Origin of the sequence: Shouchella rhizosphaerae (genome assembly GCF_900142675.1) — a bacterium.
Taxonomy (GTDB): Bacteria; Bacillota; Bacilli; order Bacillales; family Bacillaceae_D; genus Shouchella; species Shouchella rhizosphaerae.
The window spans coordinates 86813-110417 of sequence record NZ_FRBS01000001.1 but is presented as its reverse complement, the minus strand read 5'-3'; the positions used below and the strand labels follow the sequence as shown (position 1 = coordinate 110417).

At 42.0% G+C, this 23605-nt stretch carries 21 protein-coding genes, 2 pseudogenes and 1 riboswitch; of the genes and pseudogenes, 4 read left to right on the top strand and 19 right to left on the bottom strand.

What is annotated here, in order from left to right; translation table 11 throughout:
* Positions 1-59 precede the first annotated feature (59 nt).
* The 5 genes from BUC05_RS00605 to BUC05_RS00585 all read right to left on the bottom strand — a co-directional run bounded on the left by BUC05_RS00605 (position 60) and on the right by BUC05_RS00585 (position 4150).
* Entirely contained in the window at positions 60-1568 is a 1509-nt protein-coding gene (locus BUC05_RS00605; protein WP_073303901.1) for a uracil permease, read from the bottom strand.
* A 21-nt stretch (positions 1569-1589) separates the two neighbouring features.
* Complete coding sequence (locus BUC05_RS00600) at positions 1590-2195, bottom strand: xanthine phosphoribosyltransferase (protein WP_073303898.1); 606 nt, start codon at positions 2193-2195, stop codon at positions 1590-1592.
* Positions 2196-2268: 73 nt separating this feature from the next.
* Positions 2269-2370: riboswitch (purine riboswitch) on the bottom strand.
* A gap of 71 nt (positions 2371-2441) precedes the next feature.
* On the bottom strand, positions 2442-2753 hold the full coding sequence (locus tag BUC05_RS00595) for a hypothetical protein (RefSeq protein ID WP_062747735.1): 312 nt from the start codon (positions 2751-2753) through the stop codon (positions 2442-2444).
* Between the two features lie 103 nt (positions 2754-2856).
* Positions 2857-3387 carry a GNAT family N-acetyltransferase gene (locus BUC05_RS00590; protein WP_073303896.1) on the bottom strand — a complete coding sequence of 177 codons (531 nt, stop codon included), beginning with the start codon at positions 3385-3387 and terminating at the stop codon, positions 2857-2859.
* Between the two features lie 55 nt (positions 3388-3442).
* Positions 3443-4150 (bottom strand): glycerophosphodiester phosphodiesterase, encoded by a 708-nt coding sequence (locus tag BUC05_RS00585; protein ID WP_073303893.1) that lies wholly within the window; start codon positions 4148-4150, stop codon positions 3443-3445.
* 177 nt (positions 4151-4327) lie between these two features.
* Here BUC05_RS00585 and BUC05_RS00580 point away from each other — a divergent pair, with 177 nt between their 5' ends.
* Positions 4328-5683, top strand: coding sequence for a metal ABC transporter solute-binding protein, Zn/Mn family (locus BUC05_RS00580; RefSeq protein WP_073303890.1), 1356 nt, complete (start codon positions 4328-4330; stop codon positions 5681-5683).
* Between the two features lie 56 nt (positions 5684-5739).
* On the opposite strand, the gene BUC05_RS00575 is transcribed toward BUC05_RS00580, so the two are convergent.
* A complete protein-coding gene (locus BUC05_RS00575) occupies positions 5740-6225 on the bottom strand; it encodes an LURP-one-related/scramblase family protein (RefSeq protein ID WP_063608275.1) in 486 nt (161 codons plus the stop codon).
* Positions 6226-6385: 160 nt separating this feature from the next.
* On the opposite strand from BUC05_RS00575, the gene BUC05_RS00570 reads away from it, so the two are divergent.
* Positions 6386-7195 carry a glycosyltransferase family 8 protein gene (locus BUC05_RS00570; protein ID WP_073303887.1) on the top strand — a complete coding sequence of 270 codons (810 nt, stop codon included), beginning with the start codon at positions 6386-6388 and terminating at the stop codon, positions 7193-7195.
* A gap of 116 nt (positions 7196-7311) precedes the next feature.
* Here the strand turns inward: BUC05_RS00570 and BUC05_RS00565 are convergent, their stop codons facing one another.
* From BUC05_RS00565 to BUC05_RS00535, 7 genes are all read right to left on the bottom strand, one after another.
* The gene (locus BUC05_RS00565; RefSeq protein WP_073303884.1) at positions 7312-8406 is read right to left on the bottom strand and encodes an ABC transporter permease; all 1095 of its coding nucleotides are present in this window, start codon (positions 8404-8406) and stop codon (positions 7312-7314) included.
* Entirely contained in the window at positions 8406-9668 is a 1263-nt protein-coding gene (locus BUC05_RS00560) for an ABC transporter permease (RefSeq protein WP_073303881.1), read from the bottom strand. The genes BUC05_RS00565 and BUC05_RS00560 overlap by 1 nt, the downstream gene beginning before the upstream one ends.
* Before the next feature lie 11 nt (positions 9669-9679).
* Entirely contained in the window at positions 9680-10612 is a 933-nt protein-coding gene (locus BUC05_RS00555; RefSeq protein WP_063608271.1) for an ABC transporter ATP-binding protein, read from the bottom strand.
* Positions 10613-10730: 118 nt separating this feature from the next.
* On the bottom strand, positions 10731-11363 hold the full coding sequence (locus BUC05_RS00550) for a response regulator (RefSeq protein WP_073303878.1): 633 nt from the start codon (positions 11361-11363) through the stop codon (positions 10731-10733).
* A gap of 1 nt (position 11364) precedes the next feature.
* Positions 11365-12495 carry a sensor histidine kinase gene (locus BUC05_RS00545; RefSeq protein ID WP_073303875.1) on the bottom strand — a complete coding sequence of 377 codons (1131 nt, stop codon included), beginning with the start codon at positions 12493-12495 and terminating at the stop codon, positions 11365-11367.
* A 119-nt stretch (positions 12496-12614) separates the two neighbouring features.
* The gene (locus BUC05_RS00540; protein WP_073303872.1) at positions 12615-13181 is read right to left on the bottom strand and encodes a histidine phosphatase family protein; all 567 of its coding nucleotides are present in this window, start codon (positions 13179-13181) and stop codon (positions 12615-12617) included.
* A 67-nt stretch (positions 13182-13248) separates the two neighbouring features.
* The gene (locus tag BUC05_RS00535) at positions 13249-13962 is read right to left on the bottom strand and encodes an AAA family ATPase (protein WP_073303869.1); all 714 of its coding nucleotides are present in this window, start codon (positions 13960-13962) and stop codon (positions 13249-13251) included.
* Between the two features lie 273 nt (positions 13963-14235).
* Between BUC05_RS00535 and BUC05_RS00530 the strand changes: the two genes are divergently transcribed.
* Together BUC05_RS00530 and serS are read left to right on the top strand one after the other, a co-directional pair.
* On the top strand, positions 14236-14946 hold the full coding sequence (locus BUC05_RS00530) for a DNA alkylation repair protein (protein WP_073303866.1): 711 nt from the start codon (positions 14236-14238) through the stop codon (positions 14944-14946).
* Positions 14947-15251: 305 nt separating this feature from the next.
* Positions 15252-16529, top strand: coding sequence for a serine--tRNA ligase (serS, locus tag BUC05_RS00525; RefSeq protein ID WP_073303864.1), 1278 nt, complete (start codon positions 15252-15254; stop codon positions 16527-16529).
* 84 nt (positions 16530-16613) lie between these two features.
* Here serS and BUC05_RS00520 read toward each other — a convergent pair whose 3' ends face one another.
* The 6 genes and pseudogenes from BUC05_RS00520 to BUC05_RS00495 all read right to left on the bottom strand — a co-directional run bounded on the left by BUC05_RS00520 (position 16614) and on the right by BUC05_RS00495 (position 23228).
* Positions 16614-17531, bottom strand: coding sequence for a helix-turn-helix domain-containing protein (locus BUC05_RS00520; RefSeq protein ID WP_073303861.1), 918 nt, complete (start codon positions 17529-17531; stop codon positions 16614-16616).
* A 290-nt stretch (positions 17532-17821) separates the two neighbouring features.
* A pseudogene (locus BUC05_RS00515) lies at positions 17822-19117 on the bottom strand (ISL3 family transposase).
* 500 nt (positions 19118-19617) lie between these two features.
* On the bottom strand, positions 19618-20442 hold the full coding sequence (locus BUC05_RS00510; protein WP_073303858.1) for an ABC transporter permease: 825 nt from the start codon (positions 20440-20442) through the stop codon (positions 19618-19620).
* Positions 20439-21263: pseudogene (locus BUC05_RS00505) on the bottom strand (ATP-binding cassette domain-containing protein); the annotation flags it as partial. The gene BUC05_RS00510 and the pseudogene BUC05_RS00505, both read right to left, overlap by 4 nt.
* 212 nt (positions 21264-21475) lie before the next feature.
* Positions 21476-22297, bottom strand: coding sequence for an SDR family oxidoreductase (locus BUC05_RS00500; protein ID WP_073303854.1), 822 nt, complete (start codon positions 22295-22297; stop codon positions 21476-21478).
* 34 nt (positions 22298-22331) lie between these two features.
* Positions 22332-23228 (bottom strand): helix-turn-helix transcriptional regulator, encoded by an 897-nt coding sequence (locus BUC05_RS00495; protein ID WP_073303851.1) that lies wholly within the window; start codon positions 23226-23228, stop codon positions 22332-22334.
* Positions 23229-23605 lie beyond the last annotated feature (377 nt).

Genomic DNA, 23605 nt, shown 5'->3' with positions numbered 1-23605 from the left:
TTATAGCAATTCATTCATCATACAGTGGATGGATGTCTCAATGCTTGAACGTTTTACTTTTAGGCCGCTTTCGTTGCTTGTTCTCTCGCTAGCGAGGCTTCTTGCTTTTGTTCACGGAAACCGATGTAGACAAAGAACAAAGCAATTAAGGCATAGCCAATCGTGTAGTCGAAAGCCGCATTAAGAGCGAGCGAAGGAGCATGTGTAAAGCCAAAGAAAGCAAGGACAGCGCCGATCCCGGCAAAAAGCGCCGCTTTGTGGAACGTTCGATCAATGAGGCACACGGTAATAGCGCCAATAATTATAGCTGTAAACATTGCTCCTTGGCCTAGAGGGACAATCCCTTCAGAAATGCCTGCCACCACTTCCCCTGCGCTATTGTTAAAACGTGTCATCATGTAGTTGGCGATATAAGGAAGCATGGCTAAAGCAACCGCTGGATAGTACTTTTTCTCGTTGTTGGCAAACGTACTCGATATCATCGACATGCCGACAAAGACAAGAATCGGCGCAATCGCCGCCATCGGAATAAGTGCCGAAAAAGCAGCGATGAGGCCCGTTGCTGCTGCAAATAAAAACATCACTGCATTTAAGATGCTGTAACCCCGACCGGCTTCCATTTCCTTAGCGCCTACTGTTGCAATATACACAGTTGTCGGGAACATGCCCCCGAAACAAGCGCCGAGCATCGCGCCAATGCCATCTACTGCCTGGCATTCACGAACATCATACGAGTCGCCCGCTGCCGCCATTGCATCAACATTGTTCATCGTTTCAATCGCATTGTAAATTGTAATCGGAATGAGTATGCCGAGCAAACCAATCATCACGCCAAATAAAGCGGACATGCCTTCGAACGCTGCCAACGTTGGCAAAAACGGATAGAAACCAACATTTGCAAACGCGTTTGTAACGTCTGAACCAGATTGGTAGCCTAGTGCAAACGCCAGTATGACACCGATAATGATCGCAAAAAGGGACGTAGGAATGCGAAATGGCATTCCGACTTTTGCCACAAAGCCAAGCAAAATGATCGACAAGGCCACAAGGCCAATGACAGGCACATCAAAAACAGAAAACAACATTTCCCCAGCAACAAACGTAAACGCCACCCCTGCTAATGCACCTAATAACGCCGGACGCGGCGTGTGCTTTCTGACCCAATTGCCAAAAAAAGCAACGAGCGCTTCAACAAGGCCTGATAAAAAAGCAGCAGCTACAGCTATTTTCCAGGCTAGTTCGTGGTCGTTTGTCATCGCCAAAGCGGGAGCGGTAACACCGAATAGAAACACAAACATGACAGGCGTGGATACGCCATAGGATAACGCCGTTACATCTGTACGTTTTTCTTTTTTCGCTAGCCGTTTGGCCATGTGTGCATAATAAAGGTTTCCGGCAATGACAGCGACGGCCACGCCAGGAATAATTCGCCCGAAGACAAGAGACTCTGGAAATCCCATTCCCAGAAGGGTAACCGTTATGACAACAAAGTTTGCGAGATTGTTTTGAAAAAGAGCAAAAAATGCATCAATGTCTTGTTTTTTAAATAAAGGATAATGGCCATTCATAAATTGTATATTCCGCCCTTTTTAAGATTTGTTGTAAGCAAATTGTGCAGATTCTTCTACAAACTGAACCTTGTTGCCTTCTAGTGAAGAAATGCGCGCCAGCGATTCAATCCGATAACCTTTTCCTTCAAGCAACGCCCTTCCGTCTTGAAAAGACTTTTCGATCACTATGCCAATCCCGGCTACAGCGGCCCCTGCTTCTTCGACGATTTGAGTGAGTCCTGTAGCAGCTTGTCCATTTGCAAGGAAATCATCAATGATTAACACACGGTCACCGGCGCAAAGCCAATCCTTTGAAACGGTCACCTCCGAATATTCCTTTTTTGTAAAAGAGTACACGCGACTCGAATAAACGTTTTCTTTGTCCATCGTCACTGATTTCTTCTTTCTAGCAAAAATCAATGGCACTTGCAGAGAATGGGCACACATAAAGCTTGGAGCGATACCAGACGACTCGATGGTCACGACTTTCGTTACTTGTTCGTCAGCAAATAGGCGGGCAAATTCCTCGCCAATTGCGCTCATCAAGTTGGTATCGACTTGGTGGTTTAAAAATTGGTCAACTTTAAGCACTCCACTCGACAGTACACTTCCCCGTTTACGGATCGCTTCTTTTAGTAATTCCATTGCTTTCTCCTTTCAAAATAAAAAGCCGAAAGATCACTATAAAAATAGAGTGATCTTTCGGCTTTGAAAATAGCAACTGAAAAAGACCACTCGTAGTCAGGCCGTTATCGGCAGCCTGGTAGAGACTCGCGGACCATATTACCGCTATTATACGAGCTGATGCTTTGTTCGTTTATTTAGTTTCCCTTGCCTATTATAAAGAATCTGATCGAAAATAAAAAGAGGTTTGTGGCAAATTGGCCAGAATTACTTTTCCCATTTTATTGCAGTCGGCTTCAAGCAGCTCCTACATTCAAAATCGACTGTCAACGTATGGATTGTCGTTTCCGAATGACAATGAGGACACGTAACCGTTTGCACGCGCAGCAACGATAAGCCCACACAAATAATCGAAACTGCCAAAATAAGAAAGGCCTGCACCATGCTTTTCGCTTCTAAAGAAGCAATCGCTATTCCGGCAACGACACCGGCAATGCCTATAAAGCCTAGGGCCACTTTCCCTATTTTTAATGGCAATGGACTTTTTTTGCGTACCAACACAACCGTTTCTTTATCCATTAAACAGCCTTCTTTCTATTTATTCGTTTTTTTATATGTTAACTGTACCATATTGCCACAGGAAGCCAAAGTGTTATCTTAAGCACTGTTCAACCATTTGCCGCTACTGTCGGGTTCTTTCATCTTCTAATAGGCTAAAAACAAGCGAGTCACGCCAGCCGTCATTCAACCGCAGGTGATCACGCAAGCGCCCTTCCTGCTGCATCCCAATCTTCTTTAATACTTTAGCAGAAGCAATGTTACGAGAATCGCATGTAGCCCATATGCGGTGGAGTTTAAGCCGGTTGAATCCATCGTCTATCAGACATGTAGCTGCCTCGGTTGCTACGCCTTGGCCCCAATAATCAGGATGGACAATGTAGCCAATCGTGCCGCTGCGGTTAGCAATGTCGATAACTAGTTCGGCGGCTCCGACCACGCGCTCCCTATTTTTTAGAGCAATTGCAAATGCAAACCTCGTCCGAGGACATTTGCGAGCATCGGCAATCGCTTGTTTAACATAGTTTTGTGAATCTTTTTCGTTATTAGGGCCCCATGTCTGGTACCGGCAGACTCGTTCCAGCGAAGCATACGCATGTACGTCATGCCAATCATCGATTTTAAACTCACGCAAATAGACATTTTTCCCCTTCATTGCTGTCTACCTCCCTTTAACGATTCACTGTTGTCGATCGCCTAGCTTAAACCAATCAACCACCTGCTGGCTTATACCACTTCTTGAACCGTTCCAGTTCATTTACGGTGCAACGCACATTAGGGAAGTTGCTCATTTTTTTAATCAAACGGACACTGTCGACGTTGTAAACGATCAATTGCACGCCTTCACGACTGCACTGCTCCGCGAATTTTCTACTGAAATGGCGGATGTGAATAGCTAGAGAAAAAGCGTTGATTGTCTTCATATATGGAAACAATGCTTTCGTTGGCTTCGTTTGAATAAGGCCAAGCTCAAGCGCTGGAGAAAGTTCCCGCATCCTTCCAATGGAGGCATGGTTAAATGAATTGATATAAACATCCTGCTCCAAGTTATAGTCTTTAATCAATTGGTATACAGCTTGCTCAATGCCATTGTCGCCGTTTTTGCCTTTCTTTAGCTCAATCGCCATTTTGCAGCGGCCCGCAAAAGCAGCAAACACTTCTTTTAATGTAGGAAGTCGTTCTTTTTGATAGACCGTTAACTCTTTTAACGCAGCAAGAGAGTAATCTTTTACATACCCCTTGCCATTCGTCACCCGGTCGACTTTTGGGTCGTGGATAATCAGCGGTACGCCATCTTTCGTAAGCCTCACGTCCATTTCAATCCAATAATAACCTAAACGGATTGCCGCTTCGAATGCAGACAGCGTGTTTTCTGGGTATTTGCACGAATAGCCACGATGGGCAATTGCTTTAATCATTCGGTCACCACCTCGCCCGTTCTCTTACATTAAATGGAGACAGTCGATTTTTCAAGGAAAAGTCAGTAACTTATAACATAAACTTAAAAATAAACCCTTCACACATAAGAATTATTACGATATAATCAAATTTGCTCTTATAAATCGTAAACATTACGCTTAAAAAAGGAGAGACTGATGAGAAAATATTTGATGGTAGCCAGCGCATCCTTGCTTGCGTTAGGCGCTTGCCAGCCGGCAGACGAAAGCCAGTCTGGTCCTTCTGAAGAAGATACAATCACTGTGTACACAACGATTTTTCCTTATGAAGATTGGACGAAAAAAATTGGTGGTGAATTTGTAGAGGTCGAAAACATCGTTCCTGTAGGTGCTGACGCCCATACATATGAGCCAACGCCACAAACGATGATCGACGTCGCTGAAGCCGATGCTTTCATTTACAACGGTGCAAGTCTAGAAGCTTTTGCCGATAAGATTACTTCTGCCGTTGAAGACCACGATGTTGTTACATTAGAGGCTTCTGCTGCCACGGATCTAATTGCTAATTCACACGACCACGACCATGGGCATGATCATGACGACCATAATCATGAAGCTGAGGATGAGCATGATTACCACAACCATGAAGGGGAAGATGGACATGACCATGACCACCATGACAATGAAGGAGAAGCAGGGGATATCGCTACAGCCACAATTGACGGGCTTGCCGACCATTACCACTCTGGCGACACAGTTGAATTAACAGCACAATCTCCTAAAAACAGTGACCATTGGCATTGGTATACCCTTGCAGCAGGTGGAGATGCTACTGATCCAGATGCTTGGGAAGTCATACCTGATAACCATTCTGATGTTTATACTGGTACAGCGGAAGAAGACGGCATCCAAATCATCGCTAGACAATTTGACGACGACCACCATGTCATTGCCGAAAGCGAGCCGGTAACGATTCAAATTGACGATCATGAGGAGGAAGGCGGCTCACACGATGGCCATCATCATGGAGACCAAGATCCCCACGTCTGGCTTGACCCCATTCGTTCAATTGAGATGGCAGAAGCGATTAAAGACATGCTCGTTGAGCTAAAGCCTGAACAAGAAGCCTATTTTAATGACAACTTTGAAACATTGAAGGCGCAGTTCGAAGAGCTTGATACACAGATGCAAGAAATGGTTAACGATGCTTCAGTCGATACATTCATTGTTTCTCATGCTGGTTACGGCTATTGGGAAGAACGTTATGGCATTAAACAAATCGGGATAGCAGGCATTTCCTCGACAGATGAACCATCGCAAACCCAACTTGTTGAAACAGTAGAAACAGCAAAAGAACTTGGTTTACATTACGTAGTCTTTGAGCCGAATATTACGCCTTCCGTTGCTAAAGTGGTGCAAGACCATCTTGGCGCAGAAGCACTGACGATTCATCCCCTTGAAGCCCTTACACAAGAGGATGAACAAGCTGACGCGGATTATTTCTCGATTATGGAGAACAACATTGAAACTTTGCGCACAGCTCTTAACAATTAAAGGCTGTATACAATAAACACCAAAAGCGCCTGGATTTTTCCGGCGCTTTTTTCGTGTTACTGGTTTGAATGGTTTTTCCCTTGATGGTGCACCATATCAAGGACAATCATTAAGGCAATGCCTATTGTCTCATGGCGTTGATCATGAATCGTTAAATGGTATGTATCTCCCCAGCTCAACCATTGTTTCTCGACGTTCATAATTTCTTTGCCATCGCCGACCACACGATAATGATGGTCCAACAAACTGCCCTCTATCGTCCAATCAAGGGGTTTAATTTCATACTTGGCACGAAAGAAAGTAAGTTTCTTTGTTACGTGGCACAGTTCTTTTTCTTCATTCGAAATCGTGTAATGAGGCAAAAACGAAAACAATTTCTCTTTAATTTGCAAGACTGGCTTCCCATCTACGGTTGTGATCGCCAATTGGTTAGCAAAGGAAAACAATTTGCCGTCCACTTTGTATAGCGGTTTCTCATTGCCGTCAAAAACCGTGAACTGATCTTTAAAGGAGAAAATACGTTGTTTCACATAATAATCCATTGTCCATTTGCCACTCCCTTTCCCCTGTCTGTAGCATAACATAAATGAAGCATAGCTTATTATCAACACGGTTCCTGAAGTACACTCGGATACTTGCCTCTTGACGTTCCGTTTGCGATAATAAAACCAGTTTTAATACTTTTATAAAGGATCCTATGCCATGAATATTTTGGTGACCCTTAACGCCCATTACTTAAAGCCTTTACAAGTCATGTTGACATCGTTATTTATGAATAATGCAAACGAAGACTTTGCCATTTACTTAATCCATTCGTCCATTCCAGAAAACCAGCTTCAACAGCTGGAGCAATTTGTGTGCCAACAAGGGCATTCATTGATCATTGTAGAAACGGACAAAACGCTATTTGCCAATGCGCCTGTCGTCAAACATTATTCCTCTGAAATGTATTACCGTTTGTTGGCCTATCGATTTCTTCCGACGGAGCTTGACCGCATTTTATACTTGGATCCCGATATTTTGGTGTTAAACCCGATTCGCCCTCTGTATGAAACCAATATCGATTCCTGTTTGTATGCGGCGGCACAGCATAGCTTTATTAACATCCAAGAAATCAATAAGTTTAGACTAAATGCGTATGAAATGGAAGCATACTACAATTCAGGCGTCCTCCTTATGAATTTAGCCAAGCAACGGGAAACCATGGACATAAACGACATTTTTGCCTATGTCGAAAAATACAGGAATCGTCTCGTCCTTCCTGATCAAGATGTATTAAACGCACTCTATTCTCCTCAGATCAAAAATGTCGATGAACGTCTTTATAATTATGATGCTCGTTATTACCGCTACTACAAACTAAAAAGTGGTGGCCGTTTTGACATTGACGCCGTACTGCGGCAAACAGTCATACTCCACTTTTGCGGAAAAAAGAAACCATGGCATAAAAATTACAATGGCAAGTTTCATTCCCTTTATAAGCATTACGAAAAACAGGCATTTCCTAAATAACTCACTAGGCTTTTGAACGTGACCAATGGTATTCTCTCCCTATGATCGGTAAACAACGCTCTCCTTCCTTTCTTTTTAGACGAGAGCGTTGTTTGCTTTAAGCTTCATAGTTATACTTACTGGCTTCTTCGTTCCATTAGATTAATTCCTAGTCCCATTGCGATAATTCCAATCAACACCATAACCAACAATGACATGCCCACATCCTGCAAACCAGCATTATAAAAGATGACAGCCATAATGGCGTCCATCGCATGTGTCAGCGGAAATAAATCGGCAATAAACAGCAACACAGGGTTTGTAATCGTCCCAGGCATCATATATGCCCCACTAATTAGCGGCATAATGGGAATAAGCGAAGGGTAAATCGCCAAAAATTGCTCCGGCGTTTTTACAAAACCGGTAATAAGCAGGGCCACGCTAATCATACTAAAAGTAAAAAATGCTGCGATTAAAATGACAAGCCATAGTTGGTCTCCTACCTCATAATTTAAGCCATACTTAAACACAATCAGCACGACGCAAATTTGAAACATGGTTATTAAGAAACTATATAAAAGATAACTGCTGTACATGCTGGTTTTGCTTATCGGCGACAGAATCATTCGATTCCATACGCCAGAAATTTTATCGTACATCACATTGTTGACTTTAAAACCGGCAATAAACATGGAGACTAGAAAAGTAAAAGCAAACAATAGCTGCGTCGTCATGTTATACTCTATCGTTTCCTCGCGGTCAATGCCTTGTACTTCTACCTGAAAAGGGGCATCCTTCAAATACCGCTCAAACTCCTCACGGCTACTTCCGTCCTCAGCCGATATCGCCGTACCGTATGCCTCCCGTTGAAAGACTTTATCAACATGCTGTTGAACAATAGCGACACTAGGTAGTTCGCCAGCGGCAATGAGTTTATAATCTGTTTCCATTAGCTTTACGGCCACATCGAGTTGACCAGCTCGTATGTCCTCCCGGGCTTGCTCAGGATCAACGATGATAAACTGGAATGCATCATCAGCATTCAACAATTGTTCCCATTTTTTCTCAATACTTGAGGCATTCTCCTCCTCACTAAAAATAGCGACTGTTGTCGGCGAATGAACACCGCCAGTAAATAAGAGCGTAGCGAGGATGCTGCCAGCCATTAATAATAATAGCAAAAGTGGGTTTCGCTTATCTTTCATAAATTGCGCCCATAGTACTGGTTTCACTACGCTTCCCCCCTTTTTGGATAAAAGGCTAAACCAGCGATACTACATAGTACAAAGAATATGATCAACAAGACGCTTGGGCCAACTAGCGACGATACTTGTTCGAACCGGATCCATTCTGTAAACATGACTAATGCAAGACCATTTGGTGTCCATTCACCAATTTGTTGCAACCAATCAGGCAAAATGTAAATTGGAACAAAATTGCCGCCCACAACACCAAACAGTATAATGACGAGCATAAATAGGCCATTGGCAGCCTCCACTTTCTTCATTTTCAGTAAAATGGTGGTAAATATAGCAGCTAAGCCGGCAATTGCGAAAGAGACCGAGGTAACGATTCCTAAGAGTCCTAACCAAAAATTCGCCGTTCGCTCAGGGAATACACCAAGAATGAAATGGGCCAACGTAAAGACAAGCATGATTTGCAGCCAAGCCAAGCAAAAAGTTGAAACTGTTTTTCCAACTAGAAACAGCAATCGATTTTGATGCGCGATAAGGATGCGATTAAATACTTGTTGCCTCATTTCATGCCCTGTTTTTGTAGCGACGGTCATAGCGGTAAATAAAGCAAACAATATGGCCATCGTAATCGTGAAATATTGCGTTAATGAAAAGTTCTCCGCTGCTTCCTCCTGTTCAAGGCCTCCTTCAGGAAGCTTCACCTCTACTTCAGTAGCGCCGGAGAGGGTTTCCAGAGCAAAGTGGTAATTTAAATGATCCATAAAGCCGTGAATGATATTGTATAATGCACTAGTGTCACCTGTTTCTTTATCCCTCTTAAACGTCAGCTTTGTCGTCGGGGATTCTCCAGTTACCGCGGCATACAAACTATCAGCAGTAAAGCCGTCCGGTATAAGAAGAAAGCCATCTATCTCCCCCTCACCTACTTTTTTGACTGCCTCTGACTCCTCTATTTCGTAAACAGTCACCCACTCTTTTAATTCATCGCTTTCGAAATAGTCAACTAGTATCTGCACTGGGCGCACTTCATTTGTTCGGTGCACTAGGTCTTGTGCTTCTTGTTCTGAGAATGAAGCATCATGAAGCAATTTTTCCTTTAATTGTGCTGATGCTTCTGTTTCATCATCCTGATTGACGATCGCTAAACGTAAATCGATCGCATCCTCATCCTTTCCAAGCAACCCAGAAAAAGCAAAATTGAGCACAACTACTAATAGAATCGGCAGCACCAGCACAGTAATAAGCTCTTTCCGATCACGCCAAAACGTGAGCAAGTCTTTTTTTATATAACTTCGCATAGCGGCCTCCCTTAATCCCGTAGCCTACGTCCAGTTAAGTGAAGAAACACATCCTCCAAACTTGGCGTTTCCGTATGAAAATTAATGATTTGAATACGATGCTGTTCAGCAAGATGAACGAGCTCACTAATTAAATTGCTTCCTTTTTTTGCAATCATCTTCAACTCCACATGAGAGCCCTCTACTTCGCGAATACCATTCAGCGCTTTTACTTGTTCAACAAAACCGGGTTCGCCTTTACTAAGCTCCACTTTGATTGTGTCTTCTGTTGATAAGATGCTAAGCAGCTCAGCCTTTGTACCTGAAGCAATGACTTCCCCATGATCCATAATGTATAACCGGTCACAAAGTTGCTCCACTTCCTCCATATAATGGCTGGTGTATAAAACCGTTGTTCCCTTCTTTTCATTTAGCATGCGCACCGTTTCCAAAATATGATTTCTCGATTGAGGATCAATGCCGACAGTAGGCTCATCTAGTATGAGGATTTGTGGTTGATGCAACAAGGCTGCGGCAATATTCATTCTTCGTTTCATCCCACCAGAAAACGTTCTCACCAATTCTTTGCGGCGATCGGCTAATCCAACAATTTCTAACGCTTGTTGGATTCTTCCTTCTAGATCTTTGTTTCTGATTTTATAGATGGAACCAAAAAATTTAAGATTTTCATATGCCGACAACTCTTCGTACAACGCTAATTCCTGTGGCACAATTCCTAATACCTTTCTCATCTCGCCTGGTTTATCTACAACATTCATTCCCTTTAGCCTAATTTCACCGGCTGTAGGCTTGATTAATGTGGATATCATGGAAATGGTAGTCGATTTCCCTGCCCCATTTGGGCCTATTAAACCAACCGATTCGCCATGATCCAAATACAAGCTAACATTTTGTACTGCTTTCTTCCCTTTAAATGATTTGCTTAACTGTATCGTTTCAAGCATAGAGAAGCCTCCCTTTTTTACTTTCTTACATGTAGCTTAAAACAAAAAAACCGCAGTCCCTACTGACTCCGGTCACTCGTTCAAATGACTGTTGTTACTTTCGTCACTTTTTCTCCACTCACACAAGCCGATGGCGAATCGCATAAATGGCCAGTTGAGTCCGATCCCTTAATGCCAACTTGTCAAAAATCTGGCTCGTTTGATTTTTTACTGTGCCAACTGACAAGCCTAATCGCTCTGCTATCTCTTTGTTATTTAGCCCTTCTCCTATACAAGTTAAAATAGCGCGTTCCCTAGGCGTTAGGCTAGGATCAACAGATGGTTTCTCTTGATTTTGCAGAAGAGTAGGCACTACTTTAGCAGCTACCTGATCCTCAAGGGAAAGACCTCCCTTTATAGTACTTTTAATCGAACGAATCAATGATTCCGTGTCGCCGTTTTTCAGCATATAACCATTAACGCCTAATCTTAAGGACTCGACCACGTACTGATGATCATCAAACGTTGTCAGCATCAATATTTTCATTTTCGGATAACGCAGGCGCATCATCTTGGCCGCTTCAATTCCATCCATTTCAGGCATACGAATATCTAAAATCGCCACATCGAACACTTGCGTCTCACATAAACGAAGCGCTTTTCTCCCATGGTCAGCCTCTCCAGTTACTTTGATCTCTTCATCGGTTTCAATCATTGCTTTTAACCCTTGCCTTACCATGACTTGGTCTTCTGCTAGCAGCACCTTAATCATTCTATCCTCTCCGATCAGCTAATCGTATACTTCCTCTGACGACAAATTGTGAGCCATCATGAATAACTTCCATAGAACCATCCACTTTTTCTAATCGGTCTCTCATCGCTTTTAAGCCATAGCCCTCTTGGAAATAGGGATTTGGAGTCGCCTCATTCGCCACTTCAAAGCGAAATATACTTCCACCAGGTGATTCAAACAGTACTCTAACTTCCCTTGTAGAGCTGTGTTTCATTATATTCGTAAGCGCTTCTTGTACAGCACGATAGACCGCAAAGGATTGCTCACCTGACAGCGATGCAGCAAAGGCGCCGTGCTTAACAGAGAAATGGATTTTCATAAAACTTTCCATTTCCAGTTGCCGAATTAGACGGATCACCCCCTGTAACCCACCTACATCTTTTTGTTTAAAGGATTTCACTGCCTTCCTTGTTTCCTCTAAGCTTTGTTCAGCTAGTTTTTTAAGGTCCGCAATTTTTTGTTTATCCTTTTCAACAGCAGTTAGTCGGAATGCTTCAAATTGCATAAGCAGTGCTGTCAGTTTATGACCGACAGAATCATGGATTTCGTGGCCAATCAACATCCGCTCGCCCTGCCTCGCCTGCTCCTCCTCTGTCACAAGTTGTCTTTTCATTTTCCTGTATTCTTCAAGTAAAGCGCCATGCTTTTGTATTAATACTGTTTGCCGAATATGGATCGATTGATAATACACCAAAGACAGGAGCAGCAGAAGATAAAATAAGCCTATCCAAGCCAGTTCTGAAATCGAAAGACGAACTTCAGCCACGATCAATAGCATAAAGCTTATTTGAACACCAATGACAATCAAACTTTTTAACCGTGGTAAGTAAAAAACAGCCTCAGCGAGGACTAACGCCTGAACGAATAATAAAAAGGGATAAAACCCATTTTCGTCCGGATAAAAGATAACAGTAGTCGCCAATATTTGGATAAGGAACAACGCCATTTGCATCATTGATTTTCCTGCAAACAGGGGAAGCAAAAACAGCAAGAGAAAAAATAAACAAAGACTCGCAAGTTGAATTTCGTTTAAATGAGTGGTCATGCTTGCTATCGCAACCAGCCATACAAGAAAATGGATCCCAATCCAAATAAAATACGTTTTATTCATCCTACAAACTCCTTCCAGGCGTGCCCGCAATCCAATTAGGCAACCAACCTGAAAAATGTGCGAACTTACTTATGTATAAACGAAACCACTTTGCCTTAGAATCACGCTTATAGCTATCATCATTCCTCTGGCCCATTCCAAATCCTCTCCACATTTATTAGGTTTTTGCCTTGAAACACGAGCTCATAAATATCGGGCATCTCAAGGCTTTGCCAAAAAAGAAAATCATAGTTTCGGTTAAAGAAATTCATCATTAAAACCATGATATTGCCGTGAGTGGCTACGACAATGTTTTTTCCTGCATATTCTTCCAACACGTTTAGCAGTGCTTGAACGCCCCGCTTTTGAGCGGCTACGTTCGATTCTCCCCCTTCCCAAAAAAACGTAGGGTCTTCCCAAACTTTTGCAATCGCTGCTTGAAAGTCCTCCATCGGCTTTTCAGACAAACGCCGTTCCTTAAAGCCGTCTTTTATGATTACTTCTTTCCCGATTCCGGCAGCCACACATTCTACCGTTTGAATCGCACGCTTATATGGACTGGAAAGGACAACGTCAATTTTTTTCCTTGCAAAAAGCCTTCTTACGTTCTCGCTAGCGGCCATCCCTTTTTCTGACAGTGGCCTTCCAAGCTCATCTGCTGTGTACGTTGAATGGGCGTGGCGGACTAAATACACATTCGTTTGCAAATGATCGCCTCCCTTTATGTAGCTCGCATTCCTTTGACTTGAGACAAACGGAATCAATCGTCAGCAATTACTCTCCTAAAATCTCACGTAAAAACAGCTCACGATTTTCTAAAAAATGCCGTGTCAATTGGTAGTGTTCCGTTTGCTCATAGTCAATCTCTTTGATCACATCCTGATCAAAACTAAAAATCGTTCCATGTGGATAGCCTAATAAAATCGGAGAGTGAGTCGCAATAATGAATTGGCTATCCCCTGTCGAAACCAAATCATGTAAAATCGCTAAAAACGAAAGTTGCCGCTGTGGCGACAGAGCCGCCTCAGGCTCATCTAGTAGATAAATTCCTTTTTTATTGAATCGATTCGTAAAAAGGGACAAAAATGCTTCTCCGTGTGACTGATGATGCAAGGAACGCCCCCCGTATGCATCGAATGTACCGATTGCATCAATATGGGAAGCAAACTGATAGAAAGACTCAGCCCTAAGAAAAAAACCATTTGAAACTTTTGGCAACCATGAAAGGCGAATATAATCACCAAGCGCAGATTCTGACGCATCCACTTCATAATAATTGTTGCGTCCGCCCCCCGCCGTATTAAAATCGCATTTATCGGCAATCGCTTCTAGCAATGTTGATTTTCCTGAGCCATTTTCGCCGACAAAAAAAGTGACATGGCTCTTCAAATCAAGCCTATGAAAATGTTTCATAACGGGAATAGAAAAAGGATACGATTGAAAAGAAGAAATTTTTTCCCGCTGCAATTCAATCCGTTTTAAGAACATGTATGCCCACCTACCATTCAATAATCGTACTTTCCACCATGGATCACCCATTTTTTAGCCAGCGCTTGTTAGAATGCAGAGCACCCTTGCTTCTTTTTACATTGTACAAAAAAAGCTTGTCGCCTGTCCTAACAAAACCGAAATGCAAACGGCAAAGTCGTGCCTGGACGTAAAGTTGTACTCCTTTATGTTAAAAGGAGCAATTAAAAAGAAGTATAAAAATCATAATTATGTTATCCTATTGTCCCACCAACCTAAAAGGAGTTTCGGATGATGAGCAACCTTACAGCTAAAAGCTTTATTGATGAGTTGCAACTCCATCAGAATGAAGCGGACAAAGAAAAAATGAAAAAATTCTTTAAAGGGTCAGACAAAAACACGACGTGCTTAGGGTTAAACATGCGTACGGTGTTCCAAATTGCCAAGCAATTCACGGACATGCCCCTGACAGAAATAGAACAGCTCTTAGAAAACGATTATTATGAAGTAAGAATGGGCGCCGTCAGCATTATGGATTTCCAGGCCAAGAAAAAGAAGCTCAACAATGAACATAGACAGGCCTTGTACGACCTTTACATTCAAAGGCATGACCGTATCAACAATTGGGATTTTGTCGACCGCGCCGCTCCTTCTGTAGTCGGAACATATCTACTGGATAAACCAAAAGATAAGCTGTACGAAATGGCGCATTCCTTGAATATTTGGGAGCGGAGAACGGCGATTGTAAGTACGTTTAGCTTTATTAAAAACGGCCATTTGGAAGATACATTTTCTATTGCCGAAATACTCATCAACGATAAAGAAGAGTTAATCAACAAAGCGGTCGGCAGTTTTATTCGTGAAGCCGGAAAGAGAGACGAGGAAAAGTTAAAGTCATTCTTGAATAAACACGCCCGCACGATGCCTCGGATTACGCTTAGATATGCGATTGAGAAGTTTGATAAAAGTACACGGGACTACTATTTAAGCTTAAAAAACAATTAACATGATAAAGCGAATCAGCCAAGAGTCTGAACTTTCATCATTATGCCTTGAATACAATCAGTAGTCTGCGCTATACTATAAAAAATAACGACATTAGGCCAATGAAGAGAATCCAACTCGGAGGCGTTTTCGTCAAGGGGAAGCCTTTCCCCCTAAGTTAACCGGACCCGCCCGTTACCGCGGAACTAAGTGGATTGGACAGTTATGCTGTTCGGTCAATTTGGGTGGCACCGCGAGAAAAGCGCTCCTCGTCCCAATCGGACGAGAGCGCTTTTTGTATTCTCATTAAAAAGGAGTGCGTTGCCATGTTGGACATCAAGTGGATTAGGCAAAACCAAGCAAAAGTGCAAACAATCGCGGACCAAAAGGGGATCCCCATCTCCATCTCTCAATTAGTTAAGTACGATGACAGACGGCGAGCCCTGCTCCACGAGTTGGAACAGCTGCGCCAAGATCGGAATCGGCTCAGCCAAGAAATTAGCGTGTTCATGCGGAACAATGAACGTGAGAAAGTGGACCACCACAAAAAACGCGTGAAAGAAATCAACCAACGCTTACACACTATTGAAGAGGAGCATAAAGAAGTCGAAGGCCATTATAGACAGCTCATGCTTTATGTACCCAATGTTGTGTCACCGGATACGCCGGTGGGCGTATCCGATCATGACAATGTGGAGATAAAACGGGTCGGCGAACCGACAACGTTTGCTTTTGAACCTAAAGATCATGTAGCGCTTGGAGAGCTCCATCAGATGATTGATCTCCCCCGCGGCGTTAAGACTGCCGGCAGCCGCAATTACTACTTGACGGATATGGGAGCGCTCTTGCACCGGGCAGTGCAGCAGTTGGCCATTGACGTGTTAGTCCAAAGAGGATTCAAGCTGCTTGAAGTGCCGCTCATGGTCCGGACAGAGGCCTTGCTGAATACCGCACACTTCCCGCTTGGCCAAGAGCAAACGTTCAAAATGGCAGAGGAGGACAAATGGCTGGTCGGTACATCTGAAGTCCCCCTTGTGTCGTATTACGATCATGAAATGATAGACGTCGCAGAGCCGATCAGACTTGCTGCCGTCTCTACCTGCTTCCGCAACGAAGTGGGGTCAGCAGGAAAAGACGTTCATGGCTTGTACCGGTTGCATCAATTTGCAAAAGTCGAGCAAGTCATTTTGTGTGAAGCTAATTTGGATACGTCGGAACAGCTCTTTCAAGAGATTACGGCCAATGCGGAGGAGATCCTGGCGCTCCTTGAACTTCCTTATCGCATCATGGCCGTATGCACCGGCGACATGTCTCAAAAAACCTATAAACAATGGGACATCGAAACCTGGATGCCAAGCAGGCACGGGTACGGAGAGACTCATTCCGCCTCTAACCTGCTGGATTTTCAAGCTCGCCGCTCAAACATTCGCTACCGAGATCGAGACGGCAAGACACAATTTTGCTACACCTTAAACAACACGGCCATCGCTTCTCCCCGAATATTGATTCCACTGCTGGAAAATCACCAGCAGGAAGATGGTTCCATTCGGATTCCTCAAGCTTTACAGAGATACATGCAAGGGCTGGAACGCCTGGAGCCCTGATAATCAAAGGCAGCCCCTGTGCACAAGAGGGGCTGCAGGTTTTATGATCCGGACACATCGAGCAAGGGAGTCTGTCGGTTGAGACTAATCCCTGCTATTTTTCCAAGCCATATAAGCGATCGTTAATACGGCCCCAGCCGGAAACACTAGCCAGCCGGGATGCCAGGTATCCCAAATAAAACCGATTGCCAGAAAAATAACCGTCGCCAAGGGCCAAATTACCGCATGAATCCAACCATGTTTGCTCGATTTCTCATATTCCTCGTTCTCCTTTACATATTCTTCATTGTTTGCAACTAATCTTTCGGCTTCCATCGCCGATCCTGCAATAATGAATAAATATACGGCCAATGCCCATATCACCGGCATTAGTGCCTGAAGCCGATCACTTCCTGCATTCCCTGTGCTGTTTGTTAAAAAAGGGATCGCAAAGCTTAATATTATGATTACGATCCCAGTGACAATCAAGACTCCATACCGTTTGCGATTGGCGGAGCTTTTCTGTCTAAATTCATGAATAAACGCATCATCAAAAACTAACGGCTGCATTTCGAGTTTCTTATACTTTTTTACGCTAAAACCTTGCCATACCAAGATTGCTACACCAACAGCAATAACCATCATAAACAACACATAGCCAAAAGCTTCTTGAAAGGTCATAGGCAATACGATCGAGGCGATAAGAACAGCCACTCCCGCCGCGATTTTTTGCGCCCCCTGCTTCTTCTTTAGAAGGTACGCTTCCACGACTTCTTGGCTGGCATAGTAGCCTTCCTCATTCGTCCCTTGTTCCCCGGGGGGCTGATCTTCATCTTTTAATAAGTAATCGAGCGAAACCTGGAATAACTTGCTCATCTTCACGAGCTTTTCTGTTTCCGGAAAGCCTTGACCGTTCTCCCATTTACTCACCGCTTGTCTGGAGACTTGGAGATGCTCGGCAAATTCTTCTTGGGACCATCCTTTTTGCGCCCTCAGTTTTTTTAGTTTTTTATAAAATTCCATTCTCTTCACCTCACCCTTATCGTAAACCGACAGCCACTATTTATCTATCTATCAGAGGTTGCAACCTTGCCATTTTCCGGTTGCACCTTCGCTTTTTTTGCGTAGCATCGCGATTTTACTAGTTGCAAACACTCGTTAAGCGAGTTTTTGCAGGTGAGATAGCTAGACAGTAATTCAGTAATCAGACCCATGATCATACTCTTATTTTATACTATTTCCTTACCTAAAATCGTTTGAACTTTCTTATGTTCATGTATAATAGGTATTTCGGATTATCGTGTGGAAGAGGGCTAAAAAGAACCATCCTCCATAACCTTAGTCAGTGGGGAAATGTCAGCGCCATAAACTTCCTCATAGACCCATTTATAGGCAGGAGGTTGCAGCTGTATATTTTGTAGGTCATGCATTTTATCAAATGTAGTGGAAACTTCTTTGAACTTCTTTTTCTTTTTTTTCTTACGATAACCCTGGGTAAATAAAATTTTTGCTCTAAGGGCTTCGAAAGAGTAACCACGACCAACATGATTCATTGTCTTAATTAAACGGTTTAAGGACTCGGTATAGGCATTGGTAATGGGAGAATCGAAATAGTTGAATATCTCTTCTTACCAATTATTCATTGACTTTATCAGGTCTTCAAAATATGTCATTAATTCTTTAGGAACATTTGAAAGCCAGTTTTGGTACAGTTTATAGGCTTCATCAATTGATTCAGCCTCATAGATGTCAAAGAAATGCTCTTTAAGTTCGTATGCTTGACCAAGTAATGGGAACTTATTAGTCCATACTTGCAACTTTATTTGATCATCGAAGTCGTTAAGGTCTTTTCGTCTTTTAAGAAGCACATAACGATCTCTCATGAGTTGTCTACGTTCTTTGGCTGACATATTTTTACGGTTAGCTTTTCGGATTTTCTCTAAGGCTTCATTTGCTAATTTAACAACATGGAACTTGTCAATTACGATTTTGGCATGTGGTATCATTGTATTAACAGCACTTTTATAAGGATTCCACATATCCATGGCTACAAGTTCAATTTTATCAATATCCTGAAGTTTTGATAGGTAACTGATAACTATATCTTTATTACGTTTTCGTAAAATATCAATTACTGACTTGTTTTCAACATCTGTGATGACACAACGATAATTTTTAAGCAAATGGACTTCATCAATACCAAGCCATTTAGGAGTTCTAAAATCAGTATGGGCTTCAAGTTCAGTAACGAAGTCATTAAAGATGTTTCGTACAGTCTTTTCATCAACGCCTATATCATCTGCAACGCTGGTAAAGGTCTTTTCAAGACTTGCTTTTTGCATCCAATCTATAAGTCTATTGGTAACAGAACGGTTGACATCCATATCAGGGAGGTCTTCAAAGAAGGTTTCCTTGCAATCCAAACACCTGTATCTTTGTCGCTTAACAATTAAACCTACACGTTTAGCGTGCATAGGCAGATCGAAGAATAACTGTTCCTTTTTACCGTGTTTATAGTAGTTAGGAACTGACCCGCATTTGGGACAATGTGAAGAGGGTGAGTTAATAGATTCCGCTAAAAACCTGTAATCATTTTCACTTTCTTTCATATCGAGAATTTCAAAGTTAGGTAGGTTAAGAATATTGGGTAACATCTTTTTTCTCCCTTTCAAAATATACTTTTAAAATGAATTGTCGAGATGGATTAAAAATGAAAAAGAGCTGTCAAAACAGCTAATAGCATTTATAATATTAGCTCTAATAATTCATACAGATTTACTGATATTTTATAGCGACCACAAATTCTACAAAAGGTAATGTTGTCATTACTAAGCCTAATATACCTAATAGAAAGACGTTAATTGTACCATTTATTAATTTGTCACCATCCCATAGCTACCAAAATAAAGAATAGTAGCATAAAGCAACTTATTTTCGAGATTTTTTTCCATAATTCTTTGTCCAAGGTCTTCCTCCAAATCATCAATAACGTCCTAAATAAGGGTAAAGGTATATCTGATGATTTTGGGTTCATTTTTCGGAAAACATATCACAACCCGCCATAATGACGCGCTTTCATAATGAACTAGAATAATAACACCAGTCTTTTTCACCTATTGCTCTTCGAGAGATAAAGATAAATGGTCATCGGTGCAAAAATAATGATGAATAACACGCATATGGCAATACCTCCTACGATTTCAGCAGTGGTAACTGTTCCAGACATGAAACCTCTCACTGTAGAGGTTACAATACTAATCGGATTTATATCAACAATGACTTGAATCCATTTTGGCATCGTAGCTGAATCTACCAAAATATTACTAGCAAACAAAAGCGGATAAATAAAAATCATACTCGACCCTGATACAGATTCTGGGCGTTTAGCAATGACGCCAATGGTTGAAAAAACCCAGCTCACACTAAATGCGAAGAAAATAATAAACAAAATGGAAAATATTGTTCCAGACAAGCCACCTTCCGGACGAAATCCCAGTAGAAACCCTGTAGCTAATGCGGAAAGTAATGCAATTGTATACCTTAATCCATCAGTAATTAATGGCCCAAGTATGGATGCTGGTTGCCAAAATGGCATGGTCCGAAATCGATTATAAACACCTTTTGTAATATCAAGACATATGGTTGTTCCACTGTAGACTGTTAAGGGCACGACAGTCAAAATAAGGATACCTGGCAATAGAAACTGAATGTACTCATTAGTTGATCCTGCAATGGCTCCACCAAACAAATAACTAAAGATAAGCAGCATAATTACAGGACCCAGAACAGCTTCAATAACATAGCCAAATAGGTTATTTTTTGTATTTTGTACCGTTCTCCACATAAAGGTTCGTGTAGCTTTTAAAGCACTGGTACTTTTGGGTGATGAATTCCAGTAGGATAATGACTCGCTTAAATTTTTCGTTAAATTCATTGAACGACCTCCTCGTGTTTCGACTCTGTTAAGGCTAGGAACACTTCTTCCAGGCTTGGTTCACGCATTGCAAAATCTTGAATGGGAATCTCATTGATCAAGAGCGTGTGAATCACGTCATTCGCGAGCCTTGTTTCTTTTACGGGTATCTTGAAAACAAGAGGATCTTCATCTTGAAATACATGTAAATCGTGATGATCAGCTAAAATGCGTCTAATCTTATTGTATTCATAATGTTTTGTTAATCGTAACGATAAGGTTTTTTCACCAATCGAAGCTTTCAGTTGGTTTGGTGTCCCTTCAGCAATGATTGTCCCTTTATCAATAACGGCGATTTGATCAGCTAACTGATCAGCCTCTTCTAAGTATTGAGTGGTTAACAATATAGTCGTACCCAATTTTATGAGCGTGCGGACCACTTCCCAAACTTGAATGCGACTATGGGGATCTAGGCCCGTTGTTGGTTCATCAAGAAAAATAAGGTCCGGTTGGGTGACGATGCTTGCTGCAATATCCAATCGACGCCTCATGCCCCCAGAATAATTTGCTACCATACGGTTCCTGGCCTCAAAAAGATCGAAGGATTGAATCAATTCATTAGCTATTGAACGAGCTTGTTTATGGGAGTGGCCTTGAAGCCTGGCAATCAATATTAAATTTTGTGAACCCGACAATCCCTCGTCGAGGGCAGCAAACTGCCCCGTCAGGCTTATTTTTTTTCGAACGTCTTTTGCGTTTTTGACAGCATCTAATCCTTGAATGAATGCGGTTCCTCCATCCGGTTTTAGTAGAGTCGAAAGCATGTGAATGGTAGTTGTTTTTCCAGCACCGTTTGGGCCGAGAAGTGCAAATAACTCCCCTTTTTTACTTGTAAATTGATACCTTTTACCACCTGATTTTCATTATATGATTTTTTTAGGTTGTTCACCTCTATTGCATATTGCATTTTGGCTAGCTCCTTCTCAATTTTTGTATAGACTCTCTAAGAATGCCCTGAAAAAAAACCAGGGCATTTATTTGAAATCAGGATCTATTACATAAAGTCACTTTTATGTTCAGATACCCACTCAGCAAATGTTTTTGCTGGACGTCCTGTTACTTCTTCGATCGTTGGTAAAATGGTATAACCAATCTCAGGCGGGTTTTTACTCATTTGAACCATAAAATCAATACTTTCTTCATTGTGACCCATCTTTTTCCACTCGCCTCGCGCTTCTTCTTCGGTTAATTCTTCAAATTCAATCTCTTTTCCAATGCCTTTACTAATGATCTCCACTTGTTCAATAGTGGAAAGAGCTTCTGGACCAGTGAGTGTATAAAAGTTTCTATGGTGTCCATTCTCAAGAAGTGTTTCAACAAAAACTGCTGCTATATCAGCTTCATGGATAATGGCTCCGCGAGTTTCGCCTCCAAGCGCACGAACGACTCCTTCTTTTCGAATCGATTCCTGCCAGTCGTCAATGGCGTTGGCCATAAATCCAACGGGTTGCACAAATGCCCATTCAAGACGACTGTTTTTAATTGCCTGTTCCACTGGTCCATCACCGTATACCGTCAGTAATGATACTTTTTGAACCCCAGCCTTTTCTGCCAGCTCAACGACTTGAGGATTGGTTTCCAAAGTCGCATCAGCTTGATCACTGGAAGTAATCAAGTATAATGCGGTAACACCTTGGAATGCTGGTATCAACGTTTCAGGGGACATAAGATCTCCTCCTACAACCTCAACGCCTTCCGGCAAACTAGCTCTTTTTGGGTTGCGCGATACCGCTCTTACTTGCACTTCTTTATTAATGAGTTGTTCCACCACATGTCTTCCTACTGTTCCTGTAGCACCTGTCACTAAAATTGTCATTATACATTCTCCTATTTTTGTTTAGTTTAGGTATTTAATCAAAATAGAGCTTTTGAATGTCATTTATCGTTTGAGCCAAATCATCCTTCAGGTCATTAGGGGATATGATTTTAACTTTTGCTCCGTAACTTAAAATGACAGAGACCGCGTAGTCTCTAGAGTAAAAAATGGTTTGTACGTCAATGAAATCTCCGTGATGGATGAATTTCTCTGGAAATTGCTCAAACACTCTCGGCTGTGCTGTTAAATCAAAGCGAAGGTGGGCGTTTGTGCCTTGTTTATGTTCCTGAACCGGACGTTTGTACTCTGCTTTTGGATGAAATGGCTCATCGAGCACTTCTAGATTGGCCATCCTAGATACTCGAAAATAGCGTTTGTCTTTTCGTGACAGACAGTAACCGTCCAAGTACCAAACCCCCCGTTCCCATAAAAGATTCAACGGTTCTATTTTTCTCTCTGAAACTTGACAGGCGGCGTCGGTATAGGTTAAAGAAATTCTTTTCGATTTATCGACGGCTTCCATCAAGGGGAAGACCATCTCTTTCTCTCCTTCGGAAGCGCTTATACCGAAAATGATTTTGTCCTGACGCTCTCCATTTAACAGGGCAGGCTGCAAGCTTGAGAGTTTGTTAATCAAGGTTGTGAATTTGGGCCCACTTACAGAGCTTTCCACACTCTTTAAAAGGTTGTAGATCACGGAAAAGTCATCGATAGAGAAGTGCTGCTTAGTCAAGAAGAACCCGTTCATTAGCTCAAAACCACCATCTGTTCCAGAGAAAGAAGCAACAGGAATGCCGGATTGATTAATCCAATCAATATCACGATAAATGGTTCGAACGGAGACCTCGAACCTGGAAGCCAATTCCGTAGCTGTCACTCTTTTTTTCGTCATCAATTCCATCGTAATACCGAGCAAACGATCTAGTTTCATCTTTGCCGCTCCTTCTCAATAACTTTTTTATCACTTATTGATATTTATATGATTCATTATATCCAACTCCCTTCATTCCGGCTAAATGAAGAATAACTCATCAAACCTGACATCTTGTATGTCAGGTTTGAAAATCTTTTCAAAAATTTTTATTGAAGTTAAAACTTTTGTATATAAAAATGTTGTTTTGTGTCCTTTATGGAAATCCATAAAAACCATTGAGAAAAGCTCTAGATTTGGTTTATAAACTCGTCAATAAGTGTATTAATCATTATTATAGACTGGATAAAAAAACATGAAGTTATGGTATGCACGTGTTTCACCGAGGAACAATCTTTAGAAATGCAAAAGGATCACTGATGAAAGAAGGGGTTGAT